We start from the raw sequence: 25,849 nt of genomic DNA on the forward strand, positions 1-25,849 counted from the left end.
CGGAGGCCCGGGCGAGCCGTAGTTGACCGCGCTCCGCGCCCCGCGCCCCGCGTCGCGCGGGGCGCGGTCGGGCGGCGCGGTCAGGCGGCCGTGTCCGCTATCGCCTTCGTCAAGGCGATGACGAAGCGATCCGTCGTGGCGCGGTCGCGGACGGCGAGCCGGAGCCAGTCCGGGCCGAGGCCCGGGAACGTGTCACCGCGGCGGACGGCGAAGCCCAGCTCCCGCAACCGGGTGCGGATCGCCGCCGCGCCCGGCACATGGATCAGCAGAAACGGCCCGGCCGCCGGGCCGCACACCCGCACTTCGGCCGACTCCGCCAACTCGGCCAGCCGATCGGCCAGATGGGCCCGGTCGGCGGCCGTACGGTCGGCGGCCCGGGCCGCCTCGGTGAGGGCGGACGGGGTGCAGCACGCCTCGGCCGCCGCCAGGGCCGGGCTGGACACCGGCCACAGCGGCTGGACCCGCTCCAGCGCCGTGACGGTGTCCGGCTCCGCCAGTACATAGCCGATCCGCAGCCCCGCCAGGCCCCAGGTCTTGGTGAGGCTGCGCAGCACCACCAGCCCCGGCACATCGGTGCGGGCAGCCAGGGACTCCGACTCACCCGGGACGGCGTCCATGAACGCCTCGTCCACCACCAGCGTCCGCCCCGGCCGGGCGAGCCCGGCCAGGGCAACGGCCGGGTGCAGCACGGACGTGGGGTTGGTGGGGTTGCCGATCACCACCAGATCGGCGTCCTCCGGTACAGCCGTCGGGCCCAGCCGGAAGCCGTCCCGCTCATCGAGGAGCACGCGCTCCACCGTGTGCCCCGCGTCCCGCAGCGCCGCCTCCGGCTCGGTGAACTGCGGATGCACCACCACCGGCCGTCGGGCCGGTATGGCGCGGGCGAGCAGGACGAACGCCTCCGCGGCGCCCGCCGTCAGCAGCACCCTGCCGACCGGAAGCCCATGGCGCGCGGCGACCGCCTCCCGCCCCACCCGTCCGTCCGGATAGGCGGCCAGCCCGTCGAGGGACGCGGCGATATGGGCCTTGAGCCAGTCCGGAGGCGTACCGGCCCGGACGTTGACCGCGAGGTCCGTCAGGGCGGCATCGGCACCCCGCACCTCCGCGTCCCCGTGATGCCGCAGATCGAACCCGGCGGTCACGCCATCGGCGGCGGACCCTTCGGCGGGCAGGTCCGCCAATGCGTCAGTCGCGGCCATCGCCGACGGCTCGGCGGCCATCGCCGACGGCTCAGGGGACATCGGCGTGGGCATCCGGATGCGCGAAGGCATGGGCCTCATCGCTGAACCCGGCGCGCTCGCTGGTGTCGGCCACCTCCTCATAGCGATCCATCACCAGGTCGGCCAACTCCCGCGCCGGGCCGATGACATCGGCCGAGACCACCTCGACCTCGGGGTAGGCGAGCCCCCAGCCCTCCGCCTGCTGCCGCACCCGCTCCAGGGCGTCACCCTCGAACAGGAAGTACGGCAGCACCACGACCCGCCGCGCCCCCAGCTTGGCGCAGCGGTCCAGGCCGGAGGCCACGTCCGGGGCGGCGAGCGAGGCGAAGGCCACCTCGACGCCCGCGAAGCCACGGCCCTCCCACAGCAGCCGGGCCGCGCGGTGCACCTCGGCGTTGGCCTCGGGGAGCGGCGAACCGTCGCCCACCAGCAGCACGGTCGTCTCCGCGCGGTCCGAGGGCAGCCGGGGCCGATTGCCCAGCGCCTCGTCGAGCCGCCGCTCCAGCAGGCTCAGCAGAGTGCGGTGCGGGCCGAGCGGCCGGGCGGAGGCGAACGAGGCGTCGGCGTGCCGCTCCGCCTCCTGGGCCAGCGCGGCGGCGATGCCGTCTCTCGGGGGAGCCGCCGGGATCAGCGTCATCGGGACGACCGCGAAGCGGGTCACCCCTTCCCCGACGAGCCGGGTGACCGCGTCGGACAGCGGGTGGCTGCCCGGTCCGGTGAGGCCACCCGCCACGGGCAGGTCCGGGTGGCGTGCGGCCAACTCCCTGACGAATGCCTGGAAGGCGGCGGCATGCCTTTCGTCTCGCGTGCCGATGCCTGCGATGAGCAGGGCGGGCGGGGTCGTCACGAGGTCTCCTTGGTGCAGGTGGTGCGGGTGTCACGGTCGGCGGGGGGGCGGGCTGCTCCGCCCCGAGACGTTACTGACCTGCGTCGGGGCGGTCGACGGCAGGTCTTCGCTGCCCGCCCTGCCCGGATTTGACCGCCGCCGGGCGGCGAGCGACGGCGCAGGTGGCCTTCCCGGGGCGGTCGTGTGGCGTGGACTTCCGCTTGGCGACGAGCAGTTGGCCCCCCGGGCCGGCGGCCAGCAGCGCGGCCGCCTCGGCGACCCCGGTCGTGCCCACTGCGGCGAGCGGTGCCGTGGACGGGTTCGGCACCTCCACCGCGGCCAGCGCCTCCGCGGGGTACCCGCACAGCGGCACCCCCAGCCGTTCGGCCGCCGTCAGCAGCCCGGCCTCCTCGGCCTTGGCCTCGACCGTGGCCAACTCGGTGACGCCACGCGGGGAAAGGCCCGCCTCCGCCAGGGTGACCTCGACCAGCCCGAGCACCTCGTCGGCGGATACGCCCCGGCCGGCGCCGACCCCGACGACAAGCGGTGCCGCGGGCGGGGGAGACGCCGTGCCCCGGCCGATCACCTCCACGTCAGCTCACCGCCTCGGCTCAACCGGCAGGGGGCGCACATCTGTCGACGAACCGGGCCGCCGCCCCTGGGACCGAGGCCCAGTGCACATGCAGATAGGAGGCATGCACATCTCCCTGTGCGAACCCTTCGGTACGACGCTCCGGGTGGACGAGGCCCCAGGCGGGCTCCGGCCCCGCTCCGGGCACGATGGTGGTGCGGTGGAACTCATGGCCGCGCACCCGTGTCCCCGCGGCGGCGAGTGAGGTGTCGGAGACGGCCACGGCCTCACGGTAGCCCAGCGTCAGACGTTCCGACATCCGTGCCTTCGCGGCCAGCACCCCGCACATCGGCTCCCCGTCCAGCGAATGCGCCAGATACAGCAGTCCGGCACATTCGGCGGCGATGGGCGCGCCGGAAGCGGCGAGCCCGGCGACGGCGGTGCGCAGCGGCTCGTTCGCGGACAGCTCGGGGGCGTAGACCTCCGGGAAGCCGCCGCCGATCACCAGACCGCCGGTGCCCTCGGGGAGGCGCTCGTCCCGCAGCGGGTCGAAGGGGACGACCCGCGCCCCGGCGGCCGTGAGCAGCTCGGCGTGCTCCGCGTACGAGAAAGTGAACGCGGCCCCGCCCGCCACGGCGACCACCGGCCGCGCCGCCCGGCCGCCCCGGACCCCGGCACCGGGGACCGCGTCCATCGCCCGGTGTATCTCCTCCTCCGGATCCCAGGCCCGGCCGGACAGCGGCGGGGCGCTGCGCGCCAGCGCCAGCAGCCCGTCGAGATCGCAGCCCTCCCGCACCCGGGCGGCCAGCGCGGCCGCCGAATCGACCGCCTCCGCATGGCGCTCGGCCACCGGCACCAGACCCAGATGGCGGCTCGGGGCCCGCACCGCCCGCGTCCGGCGCAGCGCGCCGAACACCGGCACCCCGCACCCTTCCAGCGCCTCGCGCAGCATCGCCTCGTGACGGTCCGAAGCGACCTTGTTGAGGATCACCCCCGCGACCCGCACCCCGGGGTCCCAGGAGGCGAAGCCATGCACCAGCGCTGCCACCGAACGCGACTGCGACGACGCGTCCACCACCAGCACCACCGGCGCCCGCAGCAGCTTGGCCACATGCGCCGTCGAGGCCAGCTCGCCCTGCCCGGCCGCCCCGTCGAACAGGCCCATCACCCCCTCGACCAGGGCCAGATCGCAGCCCGCCGCCCCGTGCAGGAACAGCGGCGCGATCCGGTCCGGACCGCACAGATAGGCGTCCAGATTCCGGCCCGGGCGCGCGTCCCCCATCCGCGACCGGCCCGCCCCCGAGGCGCCCGAAGAGGCGGCCGAGGAGATCGCGAGCGCGTGATAGCCAGGGTCGATGTAGTCCGGGCCGACCTTGTGCGGGGACACATCCAGACCGCGCTCCGCGAAGGCGGCCATCAGCCCCGCCGTGACCGTCGTCTTCCCGCTGCCGGAGGCAGGCGCCGCGATCACCAGGCGCGGGACACTCACCACTCGATGCCTCGCTGGCCCTTCTGACCGGCGTCCATCGGATGCTTGACCTTGGACATGTCGGTGACCAGGTCGGCGAAGTCCAGAAGCTGCGCCGGCGCGTTACGCCCCGTGATGACGACGTGCTGCGTCCCGGGCCGGTCCCGCAGCACCGCCACCACCTCGTCGGGGTCCACCCAGCCCCAGTGCATCGGATACGCGAACTCGTCCAGCACATAGAGCCGGTATGTCTCCGCCGCGAGATCGCGCTTGACCTGCTCCCAGCCCTCGCGTGCGGCCTCCTCGCTGGAAGCCATGTCGCGCTGGACCCATGACCAGCCCTCGCCCATCTTGTGCCATGCGACGGTCCCCCCTTCACCCGAGTCGCCGAGGACGCGCAGCGCACGCTCCTCACCGACCCGCCATTTCGCGGACTTTACAAATTGGAATACACCGACCGGCCAGTTTTGGTTCCACGCCCGCAGCGCCAGCCCGAACGCCGCGGTCGACTTGCCCTTGCCCTGACCGGTGTGGACGAGCACCAGCGGACGGTTGCGGCGCTGGCGGGTGGTCAGCCCGTCGTCCGGCACGACGGTCGGTTGTCCTTGCGGCATCAGGCGGCCCTCCGGGGGTTCGAAACGGTTCGTACATCGCGCACCAGCGCGGTCACGCTGTCCGCGCGCAGCTCGTCGAGTGTGACCGGTGTGCCCCGCAGTTCGCGGGCGAGCGCGCCCGCGAGCCCCAGCCGCACCGGCCCCGACTCGCAGTCCACGACCACCGAGGCGACCCCGTCGCCCGCGAGCATCCGCGCCGCGCGCCCGGCCCGTTCGACCGGCGTGGGCCTGCCGGAACGCCGCGCCTCCGTGGCCCGCCCGTCGGTCACCACGACCAGCAGCGGACGGCGTGCGGGATCCCGCAGCCGCTCCACCCGCAGTACCTCCCGGGCCTTCAACAGCCCGGCCGCCAGCGGCGTACGGCCGCCCGTCGGCAGCCGCTCCAGCCGGGTGGCGGCCGTGTCCACCGACGAGGTGGGCGGCAGCGCCAGCTCGGCGTCCGCGCCCCGGAAGGTGATCAGCCCGACCTTGTCCCGCCGCTGGTAGGCGTCGAGCAGCAGCGACAGCACCGCGCCCTTGATCGCGCTCATCCGCTTCCGCGCGGCCATCGAGCCCGACGCGTCCACCACGAACAGGACGAGGTTGCCCTCCCGGCCCTCGCGCACCGCCTCGCGCAGATCGTCCCGGCGCACCAGCAGCCCGGGCCCGCGCCGGCCGCGCGCCAGCTGATGCGGGGCGGCCGCCCGGACGGTCGCCGACAGATGCAGCGCGGCGAGCGTGCCCCGCGGACGGCGCGCTCCGGTGGTGCGGCCGTGCGCGCTGCGGGCGCGCGAGCGACGCCCTGCCGCACCCTCGCCCAGGCCGGGGACGTCGAGCCGCCGGGTCCGGAACGGTTCGGCGGCGCCCACGGCCGCCCGCTCCCCTCCGGCCCCGCCCGCACCGCCGTCCGCTTCGCCCGCCCCACCGTCGCGGTCGGCCGGGGCGGAGTCGGACTCGCGGTCGGCCGTCTCGTGCTCGCCCGTGCGCTGGTCGGGGACGGACGGCTCGGGTTCGGCGGGCGGCGCCTGCTCGCACGCCCCATCACCCGCGCCCTCCCGCGGTCCGCCTTCCCGGCCGCCCGCGTCATCTGTCCCGGAGCCGCCCGGCCCGTCCCCGGGACCCGGGTCCGAGTCCGAGTCCGAGTCCGGATCCGGATCCGGATCCGGATCCGGGTCGTCCTCCTCGAACCGCCGCAGGATTTCGTCCAGTTTCTCCTCATCCAGCCCCGGCGCGTCGAACGGCGCCCGCCGTCGGCGGTGGGGGAGCGACAGCAGTGCGGCCCCCCGCACGTCCTCGGTCCGGACATCGGTGCGCCCCGCCCAGGCGGCCAGCGCGGTCGCCGTACGGGCCGTCACGATGTCCGCGCGCATCCCGTCCACCTCGAACCCGGCGCACACCGCCGCGATCTGCCGCAGCGCGCGGTCGCCGAGAGCCACCCGTGGCAGCAGGGCGCGTGCCGCCGCGATGCGCTCCCGCAGGGCCTCCTCGTCCGCCGCCCAGCGCGCCGCGAACCCCTCGGGGTCCTCGTCGTACGCCAGCCGCCGCCGCACCACCTCGACCCGCTCCCCGGTGTCGCGGGACGCCGCGACCTCCACCGTGAGACCGAAGCGGTCCAGCAACTGCGGCCGCAGCTCGCCCTCTTCGGGGTTCATGGTGCCCACCAGCAGGAAGCGCGCCGCGTGCCGTACGGACACCCCCTCGCGCTCCACGTAGGAGGCGCCCATGGCGGCCGCGTCGAGCAGCAGGTCGATCAGGTGGTCGTGCAGCAGATTGACCTCGTCGACGTAGAGCACCCCGCGGTGGGCGTCCGCGAGCAGCCCGGGCTCGAAGGCCTTCACGCCGTCCGACAGCGCCCGCTCGATGTCGAGCGCGCCCACCAGCCGGTCCTCGGAGGCGCCCACGGGCAGTTCGACCATCCGCGCGGGACGTGCCTCGCCCGTGCCCGGCTCATGGGGCCCGTCCGGGCAGGACGGGTCGGGCGCGGCCGGATCGCAGGAGAACCGGCAGCCGGCCACCACGTCCACCTCGGGCAGCAGCGAGGCGATCGCTCTTACGGCGGTGCTCTTGGCCGTGCCCTTCTCGCCGCGCACCAGGACGCCGCCCACGGCTGGGGAGACGGCGTTGAGAAGCAGGGCGAGCCGCAGGCCGTCCATGCCGACGATCGCGCTGAAGGGATAGGTGGTGGTCACTCGGTGATACCTCCTGGGGTGCGTGGACACAGCGGTCGGGAGTGGGGGCGGGGGTTCGTCATGTCGTCCCCCCTGGCACCCCCGGAGGGACGAACGGCAGGCCCTCCGGGACGCCCTCCTCGATGAGCCGCAGCAGCGCGTCCGTGTCGGCGTGCTCCTCGATCAGGTCGCCGAGGCGGTCGAGCTGCTCCTCGCGCAGCTCGCCGAAGCGGGTGTCCGGCGCGGGGACGAACGCCCGGCCCGCCGCGGCGGCCACCCGCCGCAGAAACGCCCGCCGGAAGCCGTCGCTCTCCAGCGAGCCGTGCCAGTGCGTGCCCCACACCGAGCCCACCCGGCAGCCGTCCAGGAAGGGCTCCTCGGCCCCGTCCAGCAGCTCGGCGACCCCGTGGTGGATCTCGTAGCCCTCCACCCGCTCGCCGAGCGCCTCGCCCACCGGCCGGGCCAGGGTCTTCTCGGTCGCGAACCGCACCCGCACCGGCAGCAGCCCGAGCCCGGCGACCGTTCCGGCCTTCGACTCGACCTCGTCCTCGATGCGCTCCCCGAGCGCCTGGAAGCCGCCGCAGACGCCCAGCACCGGACGGCCCTCGGCGGCCCGCCGGGCGATCGCGTCGGCCAGCCCGCGCTCACGCAGCCACTCCAGCGCCCTTACGGTGCCCCGGGTGCCCGGCAGCACCACCAGATCGGCGTCGGCCAGCTCCTCGGGCCGGTCCACGAACCGCACGATCACGCCCGGCTCCGCCGCCAGCGCGTCCACGTCCGTGAAGTTGGACATCAGCGGCACGGCGGCCACCGCTATCCGCAGGACATCCGCGCCGTAAGGGGGCGCCACGACGCTCTCCCGCACCGCGCCGCGCAGCGACACCCGCAGCCCGTCCTCCTCGTCGATGCCCAGCCCGTGGGCGAACGGGAGTACCCCGACGGTCGGGCGCCCGGTGAGGTCGCGCAGCATCTCGAGACCGGGCTCCAGGAGGCTCACATCGCCGCGGAACTTGTTCACCAAGTAGGCGGCCACATGCCGTTGGTCCGCCGCCGACAGCAGCGCGGTCGTGCCGAAGAAGGACGCGAAGACGCCACCGCGGTCGATGTCCCCGACCACCACGACCGGAAGCCCGGCGGCGCGCGCCAGCCCCATGTTGACGATGTCGGTGCGGCGCAGATTGATCTCGGCCGGGCTGCCCGCGCCCTCGCAGATCACCGCGTCATGGGCGCTCCGCAGCTCCTCCAGGCACTCCGTGACGGTCCCCAGCAGCGCCTCACGCCCCGCGGAGAGCCTTTCGCCCGGCGAGGGGGCTCCGGGCCCGCCGAAGTACCCGCGCGCGCTCAGCTCGCCCACCGGCCTGCCCAGCAGCACCACTTGGCTGCTGCGGTCGCTGCCAGGCTTCAGCAGGACCGGGTTCATCAGCGCGCTCGGCTCGACGCGCGCGGCGGCGGCCTGCATGGCCTGGGCCCGCCCGATCTCCGCCCCCTCCCGCGTGACGAAGGAGTTGAGCGACATGTTCTGCGCCTTGAAGGGCGCCACGCTGACGCCCTTACGGGCGAGCCACCGGCAGATCCCGGCCGTCACCACGCTTTTGCCCGCGTCGGAGGTCGTGCCCGCGACGAGCAGCCCCCCGCCGCGCGCCCCGGAACCGTCCGTGCCGCCCTTACCGCGTATCCCGCTCATCCGCCGCCCCTTCCCAAGGCCCGGAGCCGCCTCGTCAACGCCCGCAGGACCGGCCGGGCCGCCATGGACACCCCGAGCGCCAGGACGCCGACGCGCCGCGACAGCCGTATCGCCCGCTCGATGTCGGCCGACTCCACCGGCCGCCCGCCGGAGTTGAGCACCGGCCGGTGTTCGACCCGGCCGCCGTACGCGAGGGTGCCGCCCAGCCGGACGCCGAGCGCACCCGCGAAGGACGCCTCCACGGGGCCCGCGTTGGGGCTCGGATGGCGTCGGCCGTCGCGCCGCCAGGCGCGCCACGCACCGCGCGGATCGGGGCCCGCGAGGGTCGCCAGGGCCGCCGTAAGGCGTGCACCGGGCCAGCCGGCCACATCGTCCAGCCGGGCCGCCGACCAGCCGAACCGCCGGTAGCGCGGCGACTTGTGGCCCACCATGGCGTCCAGGGTGTTGACGGCGCGGAAACCTATGAGCCCCGGCACGCCGCCCACGGCGCCCCACATCAGCGCGCCCACGACCGCGTCGGAGGTGTTCTCGGCGACCGATTCGACGACCGCGCGGGCGATCTGCGGCCCGTCCAGCGCCTGCGGATCGCGGCCGCACAGATGCGGCAGCCGCTCCCGGGCGACATCGAGGTCCCCGGCGGCCAGCGCTCCGCCGACGGCCCGTGCCTCACGGCCCAGGCTCGTGCCGCCCAGCACGGCCCAGGTGGCGGCGGCGGTCAGCGCGACCTCCGCGCCACGGCGGCCGTCAAGGCCCCGTACAGCGCGGGTCAGCAGCGCCGCACCGGCGGCCGCGCCGCCCGCGCACAACGCGGTGTGCAGGGCCCCGTAACCCCGGTGGTCGCGCCACAGCAGGCGCTCGGCGGCCGCGGCGGCGCGCCCGAACGCGGCCACCGGATGGCCGCGGCGCGGATCGCCCGTGGCGAGGTCGCCGAGGAAGCCGAGGGCCGCGCCGCACGCGAACGAGGCGTGGTCGGCACGCATCCGTCAGGCCGCCGTCACGCCTCGGCGCGGCGATGCGGAACCAGACGGGCCAGAGGGGCCGGAAGAGCCGAATCGGACAGGGAGGGCTGGCGGCGTGGCGATGCCGGGCATGGCGGTATGTCCTCACTCAGGGTCCGCGCCCTGGTTCGACGTGACCGGCGGTGAGAGTCTCCTGGCTCCCGGATCCGCGGCCCTCCCGGTCTTCCAGCCCCGCGTACGCGACGAACCGTACGGACGAGCCGTGACCCCATACAGGCGATGGGAGGGTGCTCCCCGGTGACAGTGGCGGGACCGCGCCGGATTCTCACCGGCTTCCTCTCCTGCCGCCGTTTGGCTCGGGAAGTCCACCATGGGCCGCGAATGGCCGTCAACTCGCATATGACCCATGACGCCCGAGTGTGCCGAGCCCCACAGACAACCGCACCTCACAGGACGGCCGCCGGACGGTCGGCGCTGGTCAGCGCCACCATCCGGCGGCCGGTGGGTCGTTCGGGGAAGCGGGTCCTCAGGCGACGATCAGATATCAGGCGACGATCAGGTAGATGCCGTACACCACGACCGCGGCGCACACCGCGAAGCAGGCGTACGCGCCGGTGCGGGCGAGCGGGGAGGCGCCCACCGTGCCACCGGGCACGGCGGCCGTGCGGCCCTGCTCCGGCGCCGCCTTACGGGAGGTGCCGACGATGCCCAGGGTGAAGACGCCCACCATGGCGACCGTCACCGCGAGACTGATGCCGAAGACCTGACCGAGTGCCGCCCAGTCGATGCTCATGTTTCCTGGCTCCTTAGCGGGTGGTGCTGCTCGCGACGGCGGGGGTGGGGGACTGCTCGGGCGTGCTCTCCGAGGTGCCGTCCTCGGGGGCGGCGCTCGGCGCACCGGCGGGCGGCGGGGCCACGGACCGCAGGGCGGCCGTGACGGCGCCCACCGGCTCCTGGGTGCCGACCTCGTTGACGTTGGTGTGGTCCACGGGCTTGCGGCGCGACAGCATCCAGATCGCCCCGCAGGCCAGGACGGCGAGCACGGCCACCGCCGTGATTCCCGCGTTCCCCTGGTCGGCCAGGAGCGCGGCGGCGCCCGCCACCAGACCGGCGGCCGGCAGGGTCAGCACCCAGGCGACCACCATCCGGCCCGCGGTCGACCAGCGCACCACGGCGCCCTTACGGCCGACACCCGCGCCCATCACGGCGCCCGAGCAGACCTGGGTGGTGGAGAGCGCGAAGCCGATGTGGGAGGAGGCGAGGATGACGGTGGCGGCGCCGGTCTGGGCGGCGAAGCCCTGCGGCGGCTGGATGTCGGTGATGCCCTTGCCCATGGTGCGGATGATGCGCCAGCCGCCCAGGTAGGTGCCGAGCGCGATGGCCAGGCCCGCCGAGACGATGACCCACAGCGGCGGGTCGGAGTCGGGCGCCACCACGTTCCCGGTGACCAGCGCCAGGGTGATCACGCCCATCGTCTTCTGGGCGTCGTTGGTGCCGTGGGCCAGGGAGACCAGGGCGGCCGAGGCGATCTGCCCCGCGCGGTAGCCCTTCGCGGTGTCCTCCGGGGAGCGGTCGCGGCCGAGCCGGTAGGTCAGCCGGGTGGCGGCCAGCGTGGCGATGCCGGCCACGATCGGCGCGGCGACGGCGGGGATCAGGACCTTCATGACGATCGCGTCGCCGTTGACCCCGTCCAGGCCCACGGAGACCACGGTGGCGCCGATCAGACCGCCGAACAGGGCGTGCGAGGAGCTGGAGGGGAGTCCGGCGAGCCACGTCACCAGGTTCCACAGGATCGCGCCGACGAGTCCCGCGAAGATCACTTCTGGCTGGATACCGGATCCCTCGTCGATGATCCCACCGGAGATGGTCTTGGCCACCTCCACGGACAGGAACGCGCCGACGAGATTGAGGACGGCCGACATCGCCACCGCCACCCTGGGCCCGAGTGCTCCCGTGGAGATGGTGGTGGCCATGGCGTTAGCCGTGTCGTGAAAGCCGTTCGTGAAGTCGAACACCAAGGCCGTGACGATCACGATCCCGATGAGAAGCGTGATGTGTTCCATACACCCGGTCAATCAGTTCGAAGGTCGTTAGTGGCACGGTGAAACGTAAGGAAACAGGGTGAACGGGAGATGAACTGAGCAGGGCGTCAGGGTGACATGGTTGCGGGGTCGCTAAAGCCCGGTGAATTCCAGCCTACGTTCCCATGTCGTATGGGAGTTGAGCCGGGATCGAGGGCCGCCGGAGCAGGCCCCGGGACCGGCCTCGCGGGCGTCCGCCGTCCCCTCTGCGTTCACCGCCCGGAGTCGGGTGCCCACGAGGCACGGTCGTAGTCGCCCGCCGTGCCCGTTCCGGTCCCGCCGCCGCGCGGCCGGTGGCCGCCTGGAAGGATCGGGCCCCGGAGGTGAGGGCAGGTGACCCAGTCGCGATCCACGCGGCAGCCGCAGCCGCGGCTGACGCATCCCCTGCGGCAGGCATGGACGCAGGTGGTGAGTACGGCCCGCAGGACCACCGCCGACGGCCTGGTCGTCGGCACCTCGGGCAATGTCTCGGCCCGGGTCGGCGACACCGTCCTGGTGACCCCGAGCGGCGTCCCTTACGACCGGCTCGGCCCCAGGGACGCCGTCGCCGTCGATCTGGACGGGCGGCAGGTCCTCGGCACGCTGAAGCCCACCAGCGAGCTGCCCATGCACCTGGCGGTCTACCGGGAGACCGACGCCGAGGCCGTGGTCCACACCCACGCCGTCCACGCCACGGCCGTCTCCACGCTCGTCGACGAGCTCCCCGCGATCCACTACATGACCGCGGCCCTCGGCGGCCCGGTCCGCGTCGCGCCCTACGCGCTCTACGGCACGGACGAACTGGCCGACGCCATGCTCGAGGCGCTGCGCGACCGCAGCGGCTGTCTGCTGCGCAACCACGGCACCGTCGTCCACGGCGCCACCCTGGACCAGGCGTACGACCGCACCGCCCAGCTCGAATGGATGTGCCGGGTCTGGCTCACCGCGGTCTCCGTCCCCGGCCGCACCCCCTCCCTGATCCCGCCGGACGAGATGCGGCGCGCCGCCGAGAAGCTGAGCGGCTACGGCCAGAAGGGCTGAGCCCGCCCCGGCACGTCCCCGGCCCCCGCCCGGCCCGTCCCGGCCCCGGCCCGTCCTCGGCCCCGCCCCGGGCCCCGGCCGGACGGTCACCCGGCCGGGCACGCCCGCTGGCCTGGCGCCGCCTCCCCGACCACACTGGGAGGGATGCGTCTGCGAACAACGGCGGTCGCGGCCGCCACCACCCTGCTGAGTGTCGGCGTGGCCGCGGTGGCGGCCGGACGGTACGCCACCAGCGCTGCGCTGAAACCGGCCCCCGACCGTCCGCTGCCGAACGAGGCGCCGCTGACCGTCCACGCGACCGCGGCCGGCCAGATCACCCTGACCCGCACGCTCGGCTCGCTGCGCCCCGGCACCTACGGCCTCACCGGCCGCTCCTGCCACGCCGTCGTCGGCCCCGTCATCGAGGACGCCCCGCACCCCGCCGACTGCGTCGTGCGCCGCCTGGAGCGGGTCACCCACGGCGAGCTCACCCCCGGCACCCGGGTCCGGCTGACGCCCCAGGTGCACATCGGCAACCCACGGGACGCGCTCGGCATCGACCACGCCGACGTGGACGTGCCCGCCGAACTCGGTCCGCTGCCCGCCTGGTTCATCCCCGGTGAACGCTCCACATGGGTGATCACCACCCATGGCCTCGGCACCACCCGTGAGCACCCCATGGTCGTCATGCCCTTCCTGCGGCAGCTGCGGGTGCCGGTGCTCGACCTCGCCTACCGCGGCGACCCCGGCGCCCCGCGCTCCGAGGACGGCATATCCCACCTCGGCGACACCGAGTGGCGCGACCTGGACGCGGCCATCCACTACGCGGTGGCCTACGGGGCGACCGGGGTGGTGCTGCACGGCTGGTCCATCGGCGCCTCGATGGCCCTCCACGCCGCCGCGAACTCCGCGCTGCGGCACCGCGTCATCGGCCTCGTCCTGGACTCCCCGGTGCTCGACTGGCAGGCCACCCTGCGCGCCCTCGCCGCGGCCCGCGGCATCCCCGCGCCGCTGCTCCCGCTCGCCCTGCGCGCCGCAGAGGGGCGCACCGGACTCCACGACAGCAGGCTCCCGGAGGTGGCCGACCCGGAGCGGCTGTCCGTGCCCACGCTCGTCGCCCACGGCCCCGACGACACCCTCGCGCCCTGGTACGTCTCGCGCGAACTCGTCTACCGCAGACGTGATCTGGTGACCCTTCACACGGTGCGGCAGGCCCCGCACGCGGCCATGTGGAACGCGGACCCCAAGGCGTACGAGGAGGCGCTGCGGCGCTTTCTGATACCGCTCCTGTAGCGCCCGTAAGGCGGTCTCCCGCGCCGTCCGGCCTCCTGTAGCGCCCGTAAGGCGATCGCGGAAGCGCGTGCGGGGCGGCGCGGGAAGCGTTCGCGGGGCGGCGGCGGAAGCGTCCGTAAGATGGCGTGAACCCTTCGCGGCGACCGCCGGACGGGTGCCGATTGGGCTTTCGGGCCGTCAAAGGCGAGACTGCTTCCGTGACGTCCCGTACTCCGCGCGACTCCCGGCTCCGACTTGTCCGTAACCGGCCGATGGCCACGGCCCGCCGGCCCGCGGTGAACCGTGGCTCAAGACCGGCGCCCCGTCCGCCGGAGGGCACTCCGCCGCCGTCGGAGCTGGCCCGGCAGGCCCGGGCGGGGCTCACCGGGGCCGTGGCGATCGCCCACTGGGCCGCGGCCGAGCACGGCGCGCCCGGGGCGCTGTCCGACGAGGCCGCCGCCCGCGCCACCGAAGCGCTCGGGGTGAGCGAGCGGGAGGTGCGGACCGACTGGGACCGCGCCCGCCTCATCGGCCTCATCGAGCACCACGCGGGCACCACCCGCCCCGGCTGGCGGCTCCAGGCGTGGGACCGGGACGACAGCGCCGTGCTGCGGGGCTGGGTCGCGCTCCTGGACGCGTGGTCCCTGGCCTGCCCCGCCCCCGAGACGGCCGAGCCGACGGCGGTCGCCGAGGTCGTCGAGGCCGTACCGCAGCTGCTCTCCCTGCTGCAGCTCTCGGCCGGTCCCGTGCCGATCTCCACCCTGCTGGACATGCTCCGGCAGCGGGTCGCCGAGCTGCGCACCGAGCGGTGCGAGGTCCCCCAGGAGGTCACGGAGGACCGGGAGCCCGCGGAGGGCGCCGGGGGTACCGCGAGCGCCGACGACGCCAAGGACGCCGAGGACGCCGCCACGCTGGAGGGGCTGCTCGACTGGGCCCTGGACGCCCTCTCGTCCGTCGGGGCGCTCACGGTGCGGGAGGAACCCGAGGACGGGCCGGAGGCGCCGGAGGGCGCCGGGAGCGCGGCCGACGACGACAAGGGCGACCGCCGGGAGGCCGAGCTGACCGCGCTCGGCAACTGGGCGGTGTGGGTCAAGCTCGAGCAGATCTGCGTCGCCGCCCAGAGCCCGGCCGGGAACATCGAGCAGCACGCCGCCGACATGCTGCGCGGCTGTGCGGGCCTGACCCCGGGCCCCGCCCGTGCCGAGTACCGCGCCTGGCTGGCCGCCCGCCCCGTCGGCAGCGCCGTCGTCGAGCTCATCGACGCGGCGCGTGGCGACGACGCGCTGCTGCGCGGGCTCGCCTTCGAGGCGCTGCGCGTCGTCGGGGCGCCCGCCGAGCCCAACGTGCGGGCGGTCGTCGACGAATCGTGTCTGCGGCCGTACGCGCTCCTGTGGCTCGCCGAGCACGAGGGCGCCGACCCGGACGAGGCGCTGGACGCGCTCACCCGCGAGGAGGCCACCTGGCTGTGGGTGGACACCGCCGCGGCCATCTCCGACCACGGGGAGAGCCCGCTGCTCGTCCGCCACCTGGAGTCCGCCGTCCAGGGCACCGTGCCCGCGCTGCTGGCGGAGGTACGGGCGGTGGGGCACCCCCGCACCGTGCAGGTCCTGGTGGCGCTGGCCGCGGCCCACCCCGATCCGGCCCTGGCCAAGGCGGTGCGCCGGGCGGCCTTCCAGGTGCACACGGGCGGGGCCTGAGGCAACGGCGGCCGGGGGGAAAGCCGGGGGAAAATCGACTTGCCCGCCCCGCTAAACTAGCCGCATGGCAATTCTCCTCGTGCATTAGACGGCGTCGGCCGCCCTCGTCCGTCCCGTCCGCCGTCCACCCTGCCCAGGAGTAATTCCCGTGATCACCGCCTCCGGCGTCGAGCTGCGTGCCGGCGCCCGCGTCCTCATCGAGTCCGCTTCCTTCCGCATCGCCAGGGGCGACCGCATCGGTCTGGTCGGCCGCAACGGCGCGGGCAAGACCACGCTCACCAAGTGCCTGGCCGGTGAGGGCATCCCGGCCGGCGGCACCATCACTCGCTCCGGTCAGGTCGGCTACCTCCCGCAGGACCCGCGCACCGGCGACCTCGACGTCCTCGCCCGTGACCGCATCCTCTCGGCCCGCGAGCTCGACTCCGTGCTCCGCAAGATGCGCGAGAACGAGGACCGGATGGCCAACGGCAAGGGCGCCACCCGCGAGCGCGCGATGAAGAAGTACGAGCGCCTGGAGACCGAGTTCCTCACCAAGGGCGGATACGCCGCCGAGGCGGAGGCCGCGACCATCGCCGCCAGCCTCGGCCTGCCCGACCGGGTGCTCGGCCAGCCGCTCCATACGCTCTCCGGCGGTCAGCGGCGCCGGGTCGAGCTGGCCAGGATCCTCTTCTCGGACTCCGACATCCTGCTGCTGGACGAGCCCACCAACCACCTCGACGCCGACTCGATCACCTGGCTGCGGGACTACCTGAAGACCTACAACGGCGGCTTCCTCGTCATCTCCCACGATGCCGACCTCGTCGAGACGGTGGTCAACAAGGTCTTCTACCTCGACGCCAACCGCTCGGTGATAGACATCTACAACATGGGCTGGAAGCTCTACCAGGCCCAGCGCGAGGCCGACGAGAAACGCCGCAAGCGCGAGCGCGCCAACGCCGAGAAGAAGGCCGCGGCGCTCAACGCGCAGGCCGACAAGATGCGCGCCAAGGCGACCAAGACCGTGGCCGCGCAGAACATGGCGCGCCGCGCCGAGAAGCTGCTGGCCGGTCTGGAGGAGGCCCGGCAGTCCGACAAGGTCGCCAAGCTGCGCTTCCCCGATCCGGCCCCGTGCGGCAAGACCCCGCTGACCGCGGAGGGGCTGTCGAAGTCGTACGGCTCCCTGGAGATCTTCACCGATGTCAACCTGGCCGTCGACAAGGGATCCCGGGTCGTCATCCTGGGGCTGAACGGCGCCGGTAAGACGACCCTGCTGCGGCTGCTGGCCGGGGTCGAGAAGCCGGACACCGGCCAGGTGACCCCCGGACACGGGCTGAAGCTGGGCTACTACGCGCAGGAGCACGAGACGCTCGACCCGGAGCGCACGGTCCTGGAGAACATGCGCTCGGCCGCCCCGGATCTCGACCTGGTCGACATCCGTAAGACGCTCGGGTCCTTCCTGTTCTCCGGTGACGACGTGGACAAGCCGGCCCGGGTGCTCTCCGGCGGTGAGAAGACCCGGCTGGCGCTGGCCACCCTGGTGGTCTCCTCGGCCAATGTGCTGCTGCTGGACGAGCCCACCAACAACCTCGACCCGGCCAGCCGTGAGGAGATCCTCGGTGCGCTGCGCACCTTCGCCGGTGCGGTGGTCCTGGTGACCCACGACGAGGGCGCCGTGGACGCGCTGCAGCCGGAGCGGATCATTCTGCTTCCGGACGGTGTCGAGGATCTGTGGGGCCAGGAGTACGCGGACCTCGTCGCGCTCGCCTGACGAGGCCCGACGGCGGGCGGTGCGGGCCCGGCGGAGGGCCGGGGGTGGCGTTCCGGACGCCGCCCCAAGAGTCCGGTTCCTCCGGTCCGATTCCCTTCTTGTAGATCATTCGGCCTAGGCGTGATCCATCATCTGAGTGAGAACGGCTGGTATCGCGGCGCGTCGTAGGCCACCGGCGCACACCACGTGCCGTGCGCCGGTCCGGATGTCTGCGACGTAGCTCACGTATGCCCTGACCTGGCTCTTCGTCGATGAACACGAAAGAGTGTCAGGTTGAACAGCGCCGGAATCCTTGCTTCCGAAGGCCGCCGTGCCGCGATTTACCGCAATCCTTCATCCACAGACCTTGCCGAATGGGTGGCCAGGAAGGCCTGTAGGGGTGATCATGAGAGTCCAGAGCGCACTTCCCATGAGGAGGCACGGGTGGCCGAGACTCTGAAGAAGGGCAGCCGGGTGACCGGCGCCGCGCGCGAAAAGCTCGCGGCAGACCTGAAGAAGAAGTACGACTCCGGGGCGAGCATCCGGGCGCTGGCCGAGGAGACCGGCCGTTCCTACGGATTCGTTCACCGGATGCTCAGCGAATCCGGAGTTTCCCTACGGGGACGCGGCGGTGCGACGCGAGGCAAGAAGACCGCCTCGGCCTGATCGCCCGCATGCTCCATCACCATCAGCAGGTAGGGACAGGGGTGCCACCCGGCTGATCGTCGGTTCGGCCGGGTGGTTACTGTGCAGTCACTTGTACTGACCGCACCCGACCGGAGGCCCCTGTGACCCTGCTCGACAAGGACGGCGTTCAGCTCACCGTCGATGACACGGTCGCCACGGTGACCCTGAACAACCCGGCGAAGCGCAACGCTCAGTCGCCCGCCTTGTGGCGGGCGCTGGCCGAGGCCGGAAAGCTGGTGCCGGGCACCGTGCGCGTCGTGGTGCTGCGCGCCGAGGGCAAGTCCTTCTCGGCGGGCCTGGACCGTCAGGCGTTCACGCCCGAGGGGTTCGACGGCGAGCCGTCGTTCCGCGACATGGCGCGCGGTTCCGACAGCGAGCTGGACGCGACCATCGCCGGGTACCAGGACGCGTTCACCTGGTGGCGGCGGAACGACATCGTGTCGATCGCCGCCGTCCAGGGCCATGCCGTCGGGGCCGGTTTCCAGCTCGCGCTCGCCTGCGACCTGCGGGTCTGCGCGGACGACGCGCAGTTCGCCATGCGCGAGACCAGCCTCGGGCTGATCCCGGACCTCACCGGCACCCATCCGCTGGTCGGCCTGGTCGGCTACGCCCGTGCGCTGGAGATGTGCGCGACCGGGCGCTTCGTCCACGCAGAGGAGGCCGAGCGGACCGGACTGGCCAATCTCGTGGTGCCCGCCGCCGAGCTCGACGGCGCGGTCCAGGACCTGGCCGGGGCTCTGCTCGCCGCGCCCCGTGACGCCGTGGTCGAGACCAAGGCGCTGCTGCGGGGCGCCGTGGACCGCGGCTACGAGGAGCAGCGCGCCGCCGAGCGCGCCGCCCAGGCCCGCCGGCTGCGCGACCTGGCGGGGCTGACGGACTAGAAGACAGTCCCTAAGCGCGGGGCGCGAGCGCGTTACGGACCAACGAGCGTCGTCGGGCACCGACGCGAACCGTTCACGCCGCCCCCGGTGGGGCTGCCCGCCCCGTCACCCCATCCGCCGCGGCGCCACCGGCGGCACCGCCTCCAGCACCAGCACCGCCAGATCGTCGTCGATCGGCTCGGGGCTGAAGTCATGCGCGGCGCGCCGCACCCGCTCCGCGACCGCCTTGGCGCCCAGCCCCACACAGTCCCGCAGGATGTCCGACAGACCGTCGTCGTCATCCAGCTGACGGAGGCCGTTGCGCCGCTCGGTCACCCCGTCGGTGACGCACAGCAGCGTCTCGCCGGGCTCCAGGGCCAGTGTGTCGGCGTGGAAGTCCGGGTTCTCGTCGATGCCGAGCAGCATCTGCGGGGAGGCGGCGGGCGCCACCGCGCCCTGGGTGGTCAGCCGCAGCGGCAGCGGATGGCCGGCGCTCGCCAGGGTGCAGCGGGCGCCGCCCCCGGCCGGGTCCGGCTCCAGCTCCCCGTAGAGCAGGCTCAGGAAGCGCGGCCGGGACTGCTCGCCGTCGATCTCCGCCGCCTCCGTCTCCTCCTCCACCAGCGCCTGGTTCAGCCGGTTGAGCACCGACTCCACCCCATGGCCCTCGCGGGCCAGCAGCCGCACCAGATGGCGGGCCAGCCCGGTGACCGACATCGCCTCCGGGTCGCTGCCCTGGACATCGCCCAGCAGGAAGCACCAGCGGCGGTCGCTCATGGGGAACAGGTCGTAGAAGTCGCCGCCGACGGTCTGCCCCTCGCCGTGCGGCTCGTAGACGATCGCCGTGTCCACCCCCGGGATATGGGCCAGCGACGTGGGCAGCTGGCGGCGCTGGAGCGCCCGGCTGATCGTCGCCTGACGGGTGTACTGCCGGGCCGTGGCCACCGCCTGGGCCACCCGCCGCGCCACGTCCTCCGAGAGCCGCACCACGCCCTCCGCCATGCGGGGCACGCCCGCCCGGCCGAGCAGCAGGACCCCATGGCTGCGGCCGTGTGCGATCAGCGGGAAGCACACCGCCGATCCGCCGGCCCCCTGGCTGTCCGCCACCCCGGGCCAGGGCCAGGAGGTGCCCGCCGAGCCGAGCCCGGTCGGCGGCGGATGCCGCTCCAGCGACATGCGGAGCGCGCCGATACGGTGCTCATTGCTGTGCCAGACGCGGGCGAGCTGGAGCCCGCCGCTCTCGGTGGTCAGCCAGACCGCGCACCAGTCGGCCAGCCGGGGCACCAGGAGCTGCCCGGCGAGGGCGGCCACCATGTTCTCGTCAAGCTGGCCGGTGAGGAGTTCGCTGGCCTCGGCGAGGAAGGACGGTCCGCCGCGGTCCACCCAGTCGGCGGTCGGATCGCGCTGTTCACGGGGTGCGATGGGGGCCAGGGTCTCGGCGAACCGCAGCTCGCGCCCGAGCGCGCTGGTGGGGACGGCGTCGAGCTCGGTGCCCGCCCGCTCGGCGTCCAGCCGGAACCAGACCGCCTTACGGGTGCGGTGATAGGTCACGCCCCAGGATTCGGCGAGCGCCCCGATCAGCTGGAGCCCGCGGCCGCGGCCCCGGCGCTGGGTCTCAGGTCCTCCGTAGACGGTGCTGGCGGGGTGGAGGTCCGCCACCTCGATGACGATCCCCGGCCGCCTCGGCACGTCCCCGGGCACATCGTCCGGACCGCTCGTCTCCTCGGGCCCGCAGGGGCCGCCCTCCCGCCCGTAGCCCTCCCCGGCGGCGCCGTCGCCCGGCTGGAGCCGGCAGACCACCTCGACCCGGGTGCCCGCGTGCAGCACGGCATTGGTGACCAGCTCGCTCACCAGCAGCAACGCGTCGTGGATCGCCCGCTCCTCGAGGGGGACCGGGGCGAACGCCTCCGCCGCGCTCCGTCCGGTGAGCGCCGTACGGATGAAGGCGCGTGCCGCGCCGGGCGCGCGCACGCTTCCGGGCAGCGTCGTCCGCGAGACGGACTCACGTGCGAGAGGAAACAAAGCTCCCACATGCGGCTCCAGGGCAATACGGGCGGTTTAGGCCATCTAGGTGCCATATTATGACAGACAGGGGGATATGAATGATCTTTAAGAGGCGACGCCATGGCCCTCGACCCGGTCACCACCGAGACTTCCCCGGCCCCGCCCGTGGAATGTCCGGAAAACGCTCGGCCCTCCGGCCCGGCGCGCGATGCGCAGACCGCGTCCGCGGCCGAGCTGCGGTCCCTGCTGGCGGCGATGAACGCCCTGTGTGACGGTGACTTCACCGCCCGCGCGGACACCTCGGCCGAGGGGCTGGTCGGCGAGATGGCCGGGGTCTTCAACCAGCTCGCGGTGCGCAACGCGCATCTGTCCGGGGAGCTGCACCGGGTGCGCCGCGAGGTGGTGCGCCAGGGCAGGCTGGACGAGCGGATCACCGCGAGTCCCGGCCCGGGGGCCTGGGCCACCAATGTGGACGCGGCCAATCAGCTGGTGGACGCCCTGGTCGGCCCGGTGTCCAACGCCACGCGGGTGCTCGACGCGATCGCGTCCGGCGATCTGACCCAGCGGGTGGATCTGCACGACGGCAACCGCCAGCTCCGCGGCGATCTGCGGCGGCTGGGACGCGGGGTGAACCGCACGGTGGACCAGCTGTCGCTGTTCACCGGCGAGCTGACCCGTATCGCCCGCGAGGTCGGCACCGAGGGACGGCTGGGCGGTCGCGCCAAGGTGCAGGGGCTCTCCGGCGACTGGCGCATGGTCACGGAGGCCGTCAACACCATGGCCTCCCGGCTCACCGCGCAGGTCCGTGACATCGCCGAGGTGACCACGGCGGTCGCCCGCGGTGACCTCACCCGCCAGGTGACGGTCGAGGCCACCGGTGAGCTGCTGGAGCTCAAGCTGACCGTGAACACCATGGTCGACCAGCTGGGCGCGTTCGCCGACGAGGTGACGCGGGTGGCGCGCGAGGTGGGCACCGAGGGTGAGCTGGGCGGCCGGGCCCAGGTCCGCGGCGTCTCCGGGGTGTGGAAGGACCTCACGGACAGCGTCAACTTCATGGCGTCCAACCTGACCTCCCAGGTCCGCAATATCGCCCAGGTGACCACGGCCGTCGCCACCGGTGATCTCTCGCAGAAGATCACCGTGGATGCGAAGGGCGAGATCCTCCAGCTCAAGTCGACGATCAACACCATGGTCGACCAGCTCTCCGCCTTCGCCGACGAGGTGACCCGGGTGGCGCGCGAAGTGGGCACCGAGGGCCGGCTGGGCGGCCGGGCCCAGGTCCGCGGCGTCTCCGGGGTGTGGAAGGACCTTACGCAGAACGTCAACTCCATGGCGGACAACCTCACCTCCCAGGTCCGCAACATCGCCCAGGTCGCCACCGCCGTGGCGGAGGGCGATCTGAGCAAGACGATCACGGTGGAGGCCAAGGGCGAGATCCTGGAGGTGAAGTCGACGATCAACACCATGGTGGACCGGCTGTCGTCCTTCGCCGACGAGGTGACGCGGGTGGCCCGCGAGGTCGGCACCGAGGGCAACCTCGGCGGTCAGGCCCAGGTGCGCGGCGTCTCCGGGGTCTGGCGGGACCTCACCGAGAACGTCAACTTCATGGCCCTGAATCTGACCTCCCAGGTCCGCAACATCGCCCAGGTCACCACGGCGGTCGCCAACGGCGATCTGTCGAAGAAGATCACGGTCGATGCCCGGGGCGAGATCCTGGAGCTCAAGGACACCGTGAACACCATGGTCCAGCAGCTGCGCTCGTTCGCCGACGAGGTCACCCGGGTGGCGCGCGAGGTCGGCACCGAGGGCCAGCTGGGCGGCCGGGCCGGAGTGCCGGGCGTCTCCGGGGTCTGGAAGGACCTTACGGACAACGTGAACTTCATGGCGTCCAACCTGACGTCCCAGGTCCGCAATATCGCGCAGGTCGCCACCGCGGTGGCGGAGGGCGATCTGAGAAAGAAGATCGACGTCGACGCGCGCGGCGAGATCCTCGAGCTGAAGACCACCATCAACACCATGGTCGACACGCTCTCCTCGTTCTCCGACGAGGTGACGCGGGTGGCCCGCGAGGTCGGCAGCGAGGGCCGGCTGGGCGGCCAGGCCCGGGTCGAGGGCGTCTACGGGACCTGGAAGCGGCTGACCACCGGCGTGAACGAGCTGGCCCTCAATCTGACCACCCAGGTGCGCGCGATCGCCGAGGTCGCGTCCGCCGTCGCCCAGGGTGATATGTCCGGGTCCATCTCGGTCGAGGCGCAGGGCGAGGTCGCCGCGCTGAAGAACAACGTCAATCTGATGGTCGCCAACCTCCGCGAGACCACCCGCGCGAAGGACTGGCTGGAGTCCAACCTGGCCCGTATCGCCTCCCTGATGCAGGGCCACCGCGATCTGGTCGAGGTCGCCGATCTGATCCTGAGCGAGCTGACCCCGCTGGTCAACGCGCAGTTCGGGGCGTTCTTCCTCAGCGCGGCCGGCGCCAGGCCCGGGGAGGGGCTGGAGCTCATCGCCGGATACGGAACCGATCAGGACGCGGTCCGGGGCGACGGCCAGACGCGGCGGTCCGGCCCCCGGGGCCGCGGGCTGGTCGCCCAGGCGGCGATGGAGAAGAGGCGGATCCTCATCAACGACGTCCCGCCCGACTACATCACCATCGACTCCGGGCTGGGCTCCGCGCTCCCGGCCAGCGTGGTGATCCTGCCGATCCTCTACGAGGACCAGGTGCTCGGAGTGATCGAGCTGGCCTCGTTCAGCCGGTTCAGCGAGGTCCACCTGGCCTTCGTCGACCAGTTCGTCAACACCATCGGCGTCTCGATCAACACCATCATCGCCAACGCCCGCACCGAGTCGCTCCTCTCCGAGTCCCAGCGGCTCACCACCGAGCTGCGCCAGCGCTCGAACGAGCTCCAGCGCTCCAACGCGGAGCTGGAGGAGAAGGCCGCGCTGCTGGCGACCGCATCCCAGTACAAGTCCGAGTTCCTGGCCAATATGTCGCATGAGCTGCGCACCCCGCTGAACTCGCTGCTCATCCTGGCCCGGCTGCTCGCCGACAACCCCGAGGACCGGCTGTCCCCCCAGGAGGTGCAGTTCGCCGCCACCATCCACCGCTCCGGCTCCGATCTGCTCCAGCTGATCAACGACGTCCTGGATCTGTCGAAGATCGAGGCGGGCCGGATGGACGTCCGTCCGAAGAAGCTGCCGCTGGTCAAGATCCTCGACTATGTGAACGCCACCTTCCGGCCGCTCGCCGTCGACCGGGGCCTGTCGTTCGAGATCACGGTCGGCGAGGACGTACCGCGCGAGATGTTCTCCGACGAGCAGCGGCTCCAGCAGATCCTGCGCAATCTGCTCTCCAACGCCGTGAAGTTCACCTCCTCGGGCGGGGTGTCGCTGCGCGTCGAGCGCACCCCGGGAGCGGAGTTCGAGGAGGAGGCGCTGCGGGCCGCGGACGCCGTCATCGCGTTCTCCGTCACCGACACCGGTATCGGCATCCCGCCGGAGAAACTGCCGGTGATCTTCGAGGCGTTCCAGCAGTCCGACGGCACCACCAGCCGGAAGTACGGCGGGACGGGCCTCGGCCTGTCCATCAGCCGGGAGATCGCCGGAATGCTCGGCGGCCGGATCGTGGCCGAGAGCGAACTGGGCGTCGGCTCCCGCTTCACCCTCTACGTCCCCGCGCGCTACAGCGGCGTCGCCCCGGCGCCCGACCCCTCGGACCCCAGGGCCACCGGCTCCACCGTCCCGGCGGCCGCCCCCGCCTCGGACGAGACGCTGCCGGACACCGCCGACCACGCCCCGAGCGGGGTCTTCGGCGGGGCGGACAACCTGGTCGCCAGCCGGCTCGCCATCCGGGCCCCGGGCGGCGGGGCGGAGGCCGAGGCCGGGAGTGAGCGGGAGGCCGAGGGCGAGGACCACGACGACGGCTGGCCGGGGACCACCCAGCTCAAGGAGTGGCAGCACGGACGTCCGGGCCAGATCCTGAACGGCCGCCGCATCCTGATCGTCGACGACGACATCCGGAACGTCTTCGCACTCACGCATGTGCTGGGCCGGGTCGGCATGACGGTGAAGTACGCGGAGAACGGCCGCGAGGGGCTGGAGGTGCTGCACCGCAACCCGGACGTCTCACTGGTCCTGATGGACGTGATGATGCCGGAGATGGACGGGTACGAGACGATCCGGGCCATCCGGAGCACACCACGCCTCGCCGATGTGCCGATCCTCGCCCTGACCGCGAAGGTCATGCCCGGCGACCGGGAGAAGGCCATCGACAGCGGCGCCAATGGCTATGTCCCCAAGCCCGTGGACGTCGACCGCCTGATGTCGGCGATCCTCGATCTGCTCGATCCGGACGTCGAGGTGGGGGAGTCGGGCGAGTCGGGAGAGTCGGGGCAGGCGGGTGAGCCCGGGAGCGATGACGCCACGTCTGACGGGTCTGACGGTGACACCGCCGTGTCCGGAAAGGGCGTATCCGGAGAGGACGCCGCGCCTGCTGAGACCGGTCCACCGAGGCCGAGGCAGGGGGAGTGATGACTACGAGCGTGTCCGAGAAGGCCGGAATCCTCATCGTCGACGACATGGAGGAGAACCTGATCGCGCTGGAGGCGGTCCTCGGCCCGCTCGATCAGCAACTCGTCCGCGCCCGTTCCGGCGAGGAGGCGCTGAAGGCGATGCTGCGGCAGGACTTCGCCGTCGTTCTGCTCGACGTGCTGATGCCGGGCATGGACGGCTTCGAGACAGCCGCCAACATCAAGCGGCTCGACCAGACCAAGGACGTCCCGATCATCTTGCTGACCGGGACCGACGCCGACTCCGACTACGCCTACCGGGGCTATGCGATCGGCGCGGCCGACTTCCTCACCAAGCCCTTCGATCCCTGGCTGCTGCGGACGAAGGTCAATGTGTTCCTGGAGATGCACCGCAAGAACCGCCGGCTCGAGGCGCGGACGGAGCAGCTGGCCGACCGGGTCGAGGAGCTGGAGCGCACGGTCGAGGGGCTGCGGAAGTACGCCGAGGAGTGACCGGCCGGGGCCGGGCTCTGGC

At 73.1% G+C, this 25,849-nt stretch carries 19 protein-coding genes and 1 riboswitch; of the genes, 8 read left to right on the forward strand and 11 right to left on the reverse strand.

The genetic code is table 11. The features are described 5' to 3' along the window. Positions 1-80: 80 nt before the first annotated feature. The 10 genes from cobC to ACMTAK_RS37370 form a co-directional block, all read right to left on the reverse strand. Positions 81-1,199 (reverse strand): Rv2231c family pyridoxal phosphate-dependent protein CobC, encoded by a 1,119-nt coding sequence (cobC, locus tag ACMTAK_RS37325; RefSeq protein WP_413813112.1) that lies wholly within the window; start codon positions 1,197-1,199, stop codon positions 81-83. 31 nt (positions 1,200-1,230) lie between these two features. Continuing rightward, on the reverse strand, positions 1,231-2,067 hold the full coding sequence (locus ACMTAK_RS37330) for a sirohydrochlorin chelatase (RefSeq protein WP_413810242.1): 837 nt from the start codon (positions 2,065-2,067) through the stop codon (positions 1,231-1,233). Between the two features lie 70 nt (positions 2,068-2,137). Next, positions 2,138-2,638 (reverse strand): cobalamin biosynthesis protein, encoded by a 501-nt coding sequence (locus ACMTAK_RS37335; RefSeq protein ID WP_413810243.1) that lies wholly within the window; start codon positions 2,636-2,638, stop codon positions 2,138-2,140. 19 nt (positions 2,639-2,657) lie between these two features. Continuing rightward, positions 2,658-4,109, reverse strand: coding sequence for a cobyrinate a,c-diamide synthase (locus tag ACMTAK_RS37340; protein ID WP_413810244.1), 1,452 nt, complete (start codon positions 4,107-4,109; stop codon positions 2,658-2,660). After that, positions 4,103-4,699, reverse strand: coding sequence for a cob(I)yrinic acid a,c-diamide adenosyltransferase (cobO, locus tag ACMTAK_RS37345; protein ID WP_037949564.1), 597 nt, complete (start codon positions 4,697-4,699; stop codon positions 4,103-4,105). Before cobO ends, ACMTAK_RS37340 begins: the two co-directional genes overlap by 7 nt. Next, the gene (locus ACMTAK_RS37350; RefSeq protein WP_413810245.1) at positions 4,699-6,867 is read right to left on the reverse strand and encodes a putative cobaltochelatase; all 2,169 of its coding nucleotides are present in this window, start codon (positions 6,865-6,867) and stop codon (positions 4,699-4,701) included. The genes cobO and ACMTAK_RS37350 overlap by 1 nt, the downstream gene beginning before the upstream one ends. 58 nt (positions 6,868-6,925) lie before the next feature. Further along, complete coding sequence (locus tag ACMTAK_RS37355) at positions 6,926-8,530, reverse strand: cobyric acid synthase (protein ID WP_413810246.1); 1,605 nt, start codon at positions 8,528-8,530, stop codon at positions 6,926-6,928. Beyond that, a complete protein-coding gene (locus ACMTAK_RS37360) occupies positions 8,527-9,510 on the reverse strand; it encodes a cobalamin biosynthesis protein (RefSeq protein ID WP_413810247.1) in 984 nt (327 codons plus the stop codon). The genes ACMTAK_RS37355 and ACMTAK_RS37360 overlap by 4 nt, the downstream gene beginning before the upstream one ends. Positions 9,511-9,656: 146 nt before the next feature. Beyond that, a riboswitch (cobalamin riboswitch) is annotated at positions 9,657-9,874 on the reverse strand. A gap of 159 nt (positions 9,875-10,033) precedes the next feature. After that, positions 10,034-10,282, reverse strand: coding sequence for a hypothetical protein (locus tag ACMTAK_RS37365; protein ID WP_413810248.1), 249 nt, complete (start codon positions 10,280-10,282; stop codon positions 10,034-10,036). 13 nt (positions 10,283-10,295) lie between these two features. After that, positions 10,296-11,552 carry an inorganic phosphate transporter gene (locus ACMTAK_RS37370; protein WP_413810249.1) on the reverse strand — a complete coding sequence of 419 codons (1,257 nt, stop codon included), beginning with the start codon at positions 11,550-11,552 and terminating at the stop codon, positions 10,296-10,298. Between the two features lie 351 nt (positions 11,553-11,903). On the opposite strand from ACMTAK_RS37370, the gene ACMTAK_RS37375 reads away from it, so the two are divergent. The 6 genes from ACMTAK_RS37375 (at position 11,904) to ACMTAK_RS37400 (ending at position 18,832) form a co-directional block, all read left to right on the forward strand. After that, positions 11,904-12,590: a class II aldolase/adducin family protein gene (locus tag ACMTAK_RS37375; RefSeq protein WP_413100517.1), complete on the forward strand. Its 687-nt coding sequence runs from the start codon at positions 11,904-11,906 to the stop codon at positions 12,588-12,590. A 144-nt stretch (positions 12,591-12,734) separates the two neighbouring features. Further along, complete coding sequence (locus tag ACMTAK_RS37380; RefSeq protein ID WP_413810250.1) at positions 12,735-13,862, forward strand: alpha/beta hydrolase; 1,128 nt, start codon at positions 12,735-12,737, stop codon at positions 13,860-13,862. A 197-nt stretch (positions 13,863-14,059) separates the two neighbouring features. Beyond that, entirely contained in the window at positions 14,060-15,538 is a 1,479-nt protein-coding gene (locus ACMTAK_RS37385) for a hypothetical protein (protein ID WP_413810251.1), read from the forward strand. 148 nt (positions 15,539-15,686) lie between these two features. Further along, positions 15,687-17,285 (forward strand): ABC-F family ATP-binding cassette domain-containing protein, encoded by a 1,599-nt coding sequence (locus tag ACMTAK_RS37390; protein ID WP_413810252.1) that lies wholly within the window; start codon positions 15,687-15,689, stop codon positions 17,283-17,285. A 423-nt stretch (positions 17,286-17,708) separates the two neighbouring features. Next, positions 17,709-17,930 carry a helix-turn-helix domain-containing protein gene (locus tag ACMTAK_RS37395; protein ID WP_020872291.1) on the forward strand — a complete coding sequence of 74 codons (222 nt, stop codon included), beginning with the start codon at positions 17,709-17,711 and terminating at the stop codon, positions 17,928-17,930. A gap of 122 nt (positions 17,931-18,052) precedes the next feature. Continuing rightward, positions 18,053-18,832, forward strand: coding sequence for an enoyl-CoA hydratase/isomerase family protein (locus ACMTAK_RS37400; protein WP_413810253.1), 780 nt, complete (start codon positions 18,053-18,055; stop codon positions 18,830-18,832). Between the two features lie 105 nt (positions 18,833-18,937). On the opposite strand, the gene ACMTAK_RS37405 is transcribed toward ACMTAK_RS37400, so the two are convergent. Beyond that, positions 18,938-20,839 carry a SpoIIE family protein phosphatase gene (locus tag ACMTAK_RS37405; protein WP_413810254.1) on the reverse strand — a complete coding sequence of 634 codons (1,902 nt, stop codon included), beginning with the start codon at positions 20,837-20,839 and terminating at the stop codon, positions 18,938-18,940. A gap of 93 nt (positions 20,840-20,932) precedes the next feature. Between ACMTAK_RS37405 and ACMTAK_RS37410 the strand changes: the two genes are divergently transcribed. Next, positions 20,933-25,336 (forward strand): HAMP domain-containing protein, encoded by a 4,404-nt coding sequence (locus tag ACMTAK_RS37410; RefSeq protein WP_413810255.1) that lies wholly within the window; start codon positions 20,933-20,935, stop codon positions 25,334-25,336. Next, positions 25,336-25,827 (forward strand): response regulator, encoded by a 492-nt coding sequence (locus ACMTAK_RS37415; RefSeq protein WP_413810256.1) that lies wholly within the window; start codon positions 25,336-25,338, stop codon positions 25,825-25,827. Before ACMTAK_RS37410 ends, ACMTAK_RS37415 begins: the two co-directional genes overlap by 1 nt. Positions 25,828-25,849 lie beyond the last annotated feature (22 nt).

Origin of the sequence: Streptomyces lacaronensis (assembly GCF_047337785.1) — a bacterium.
GTDB lineage: Bacteria > Actinomycetota > Actinomycetes > Streptomycetales > Streptomycetaceae > Streptomyces > Streptomyces lycopersici.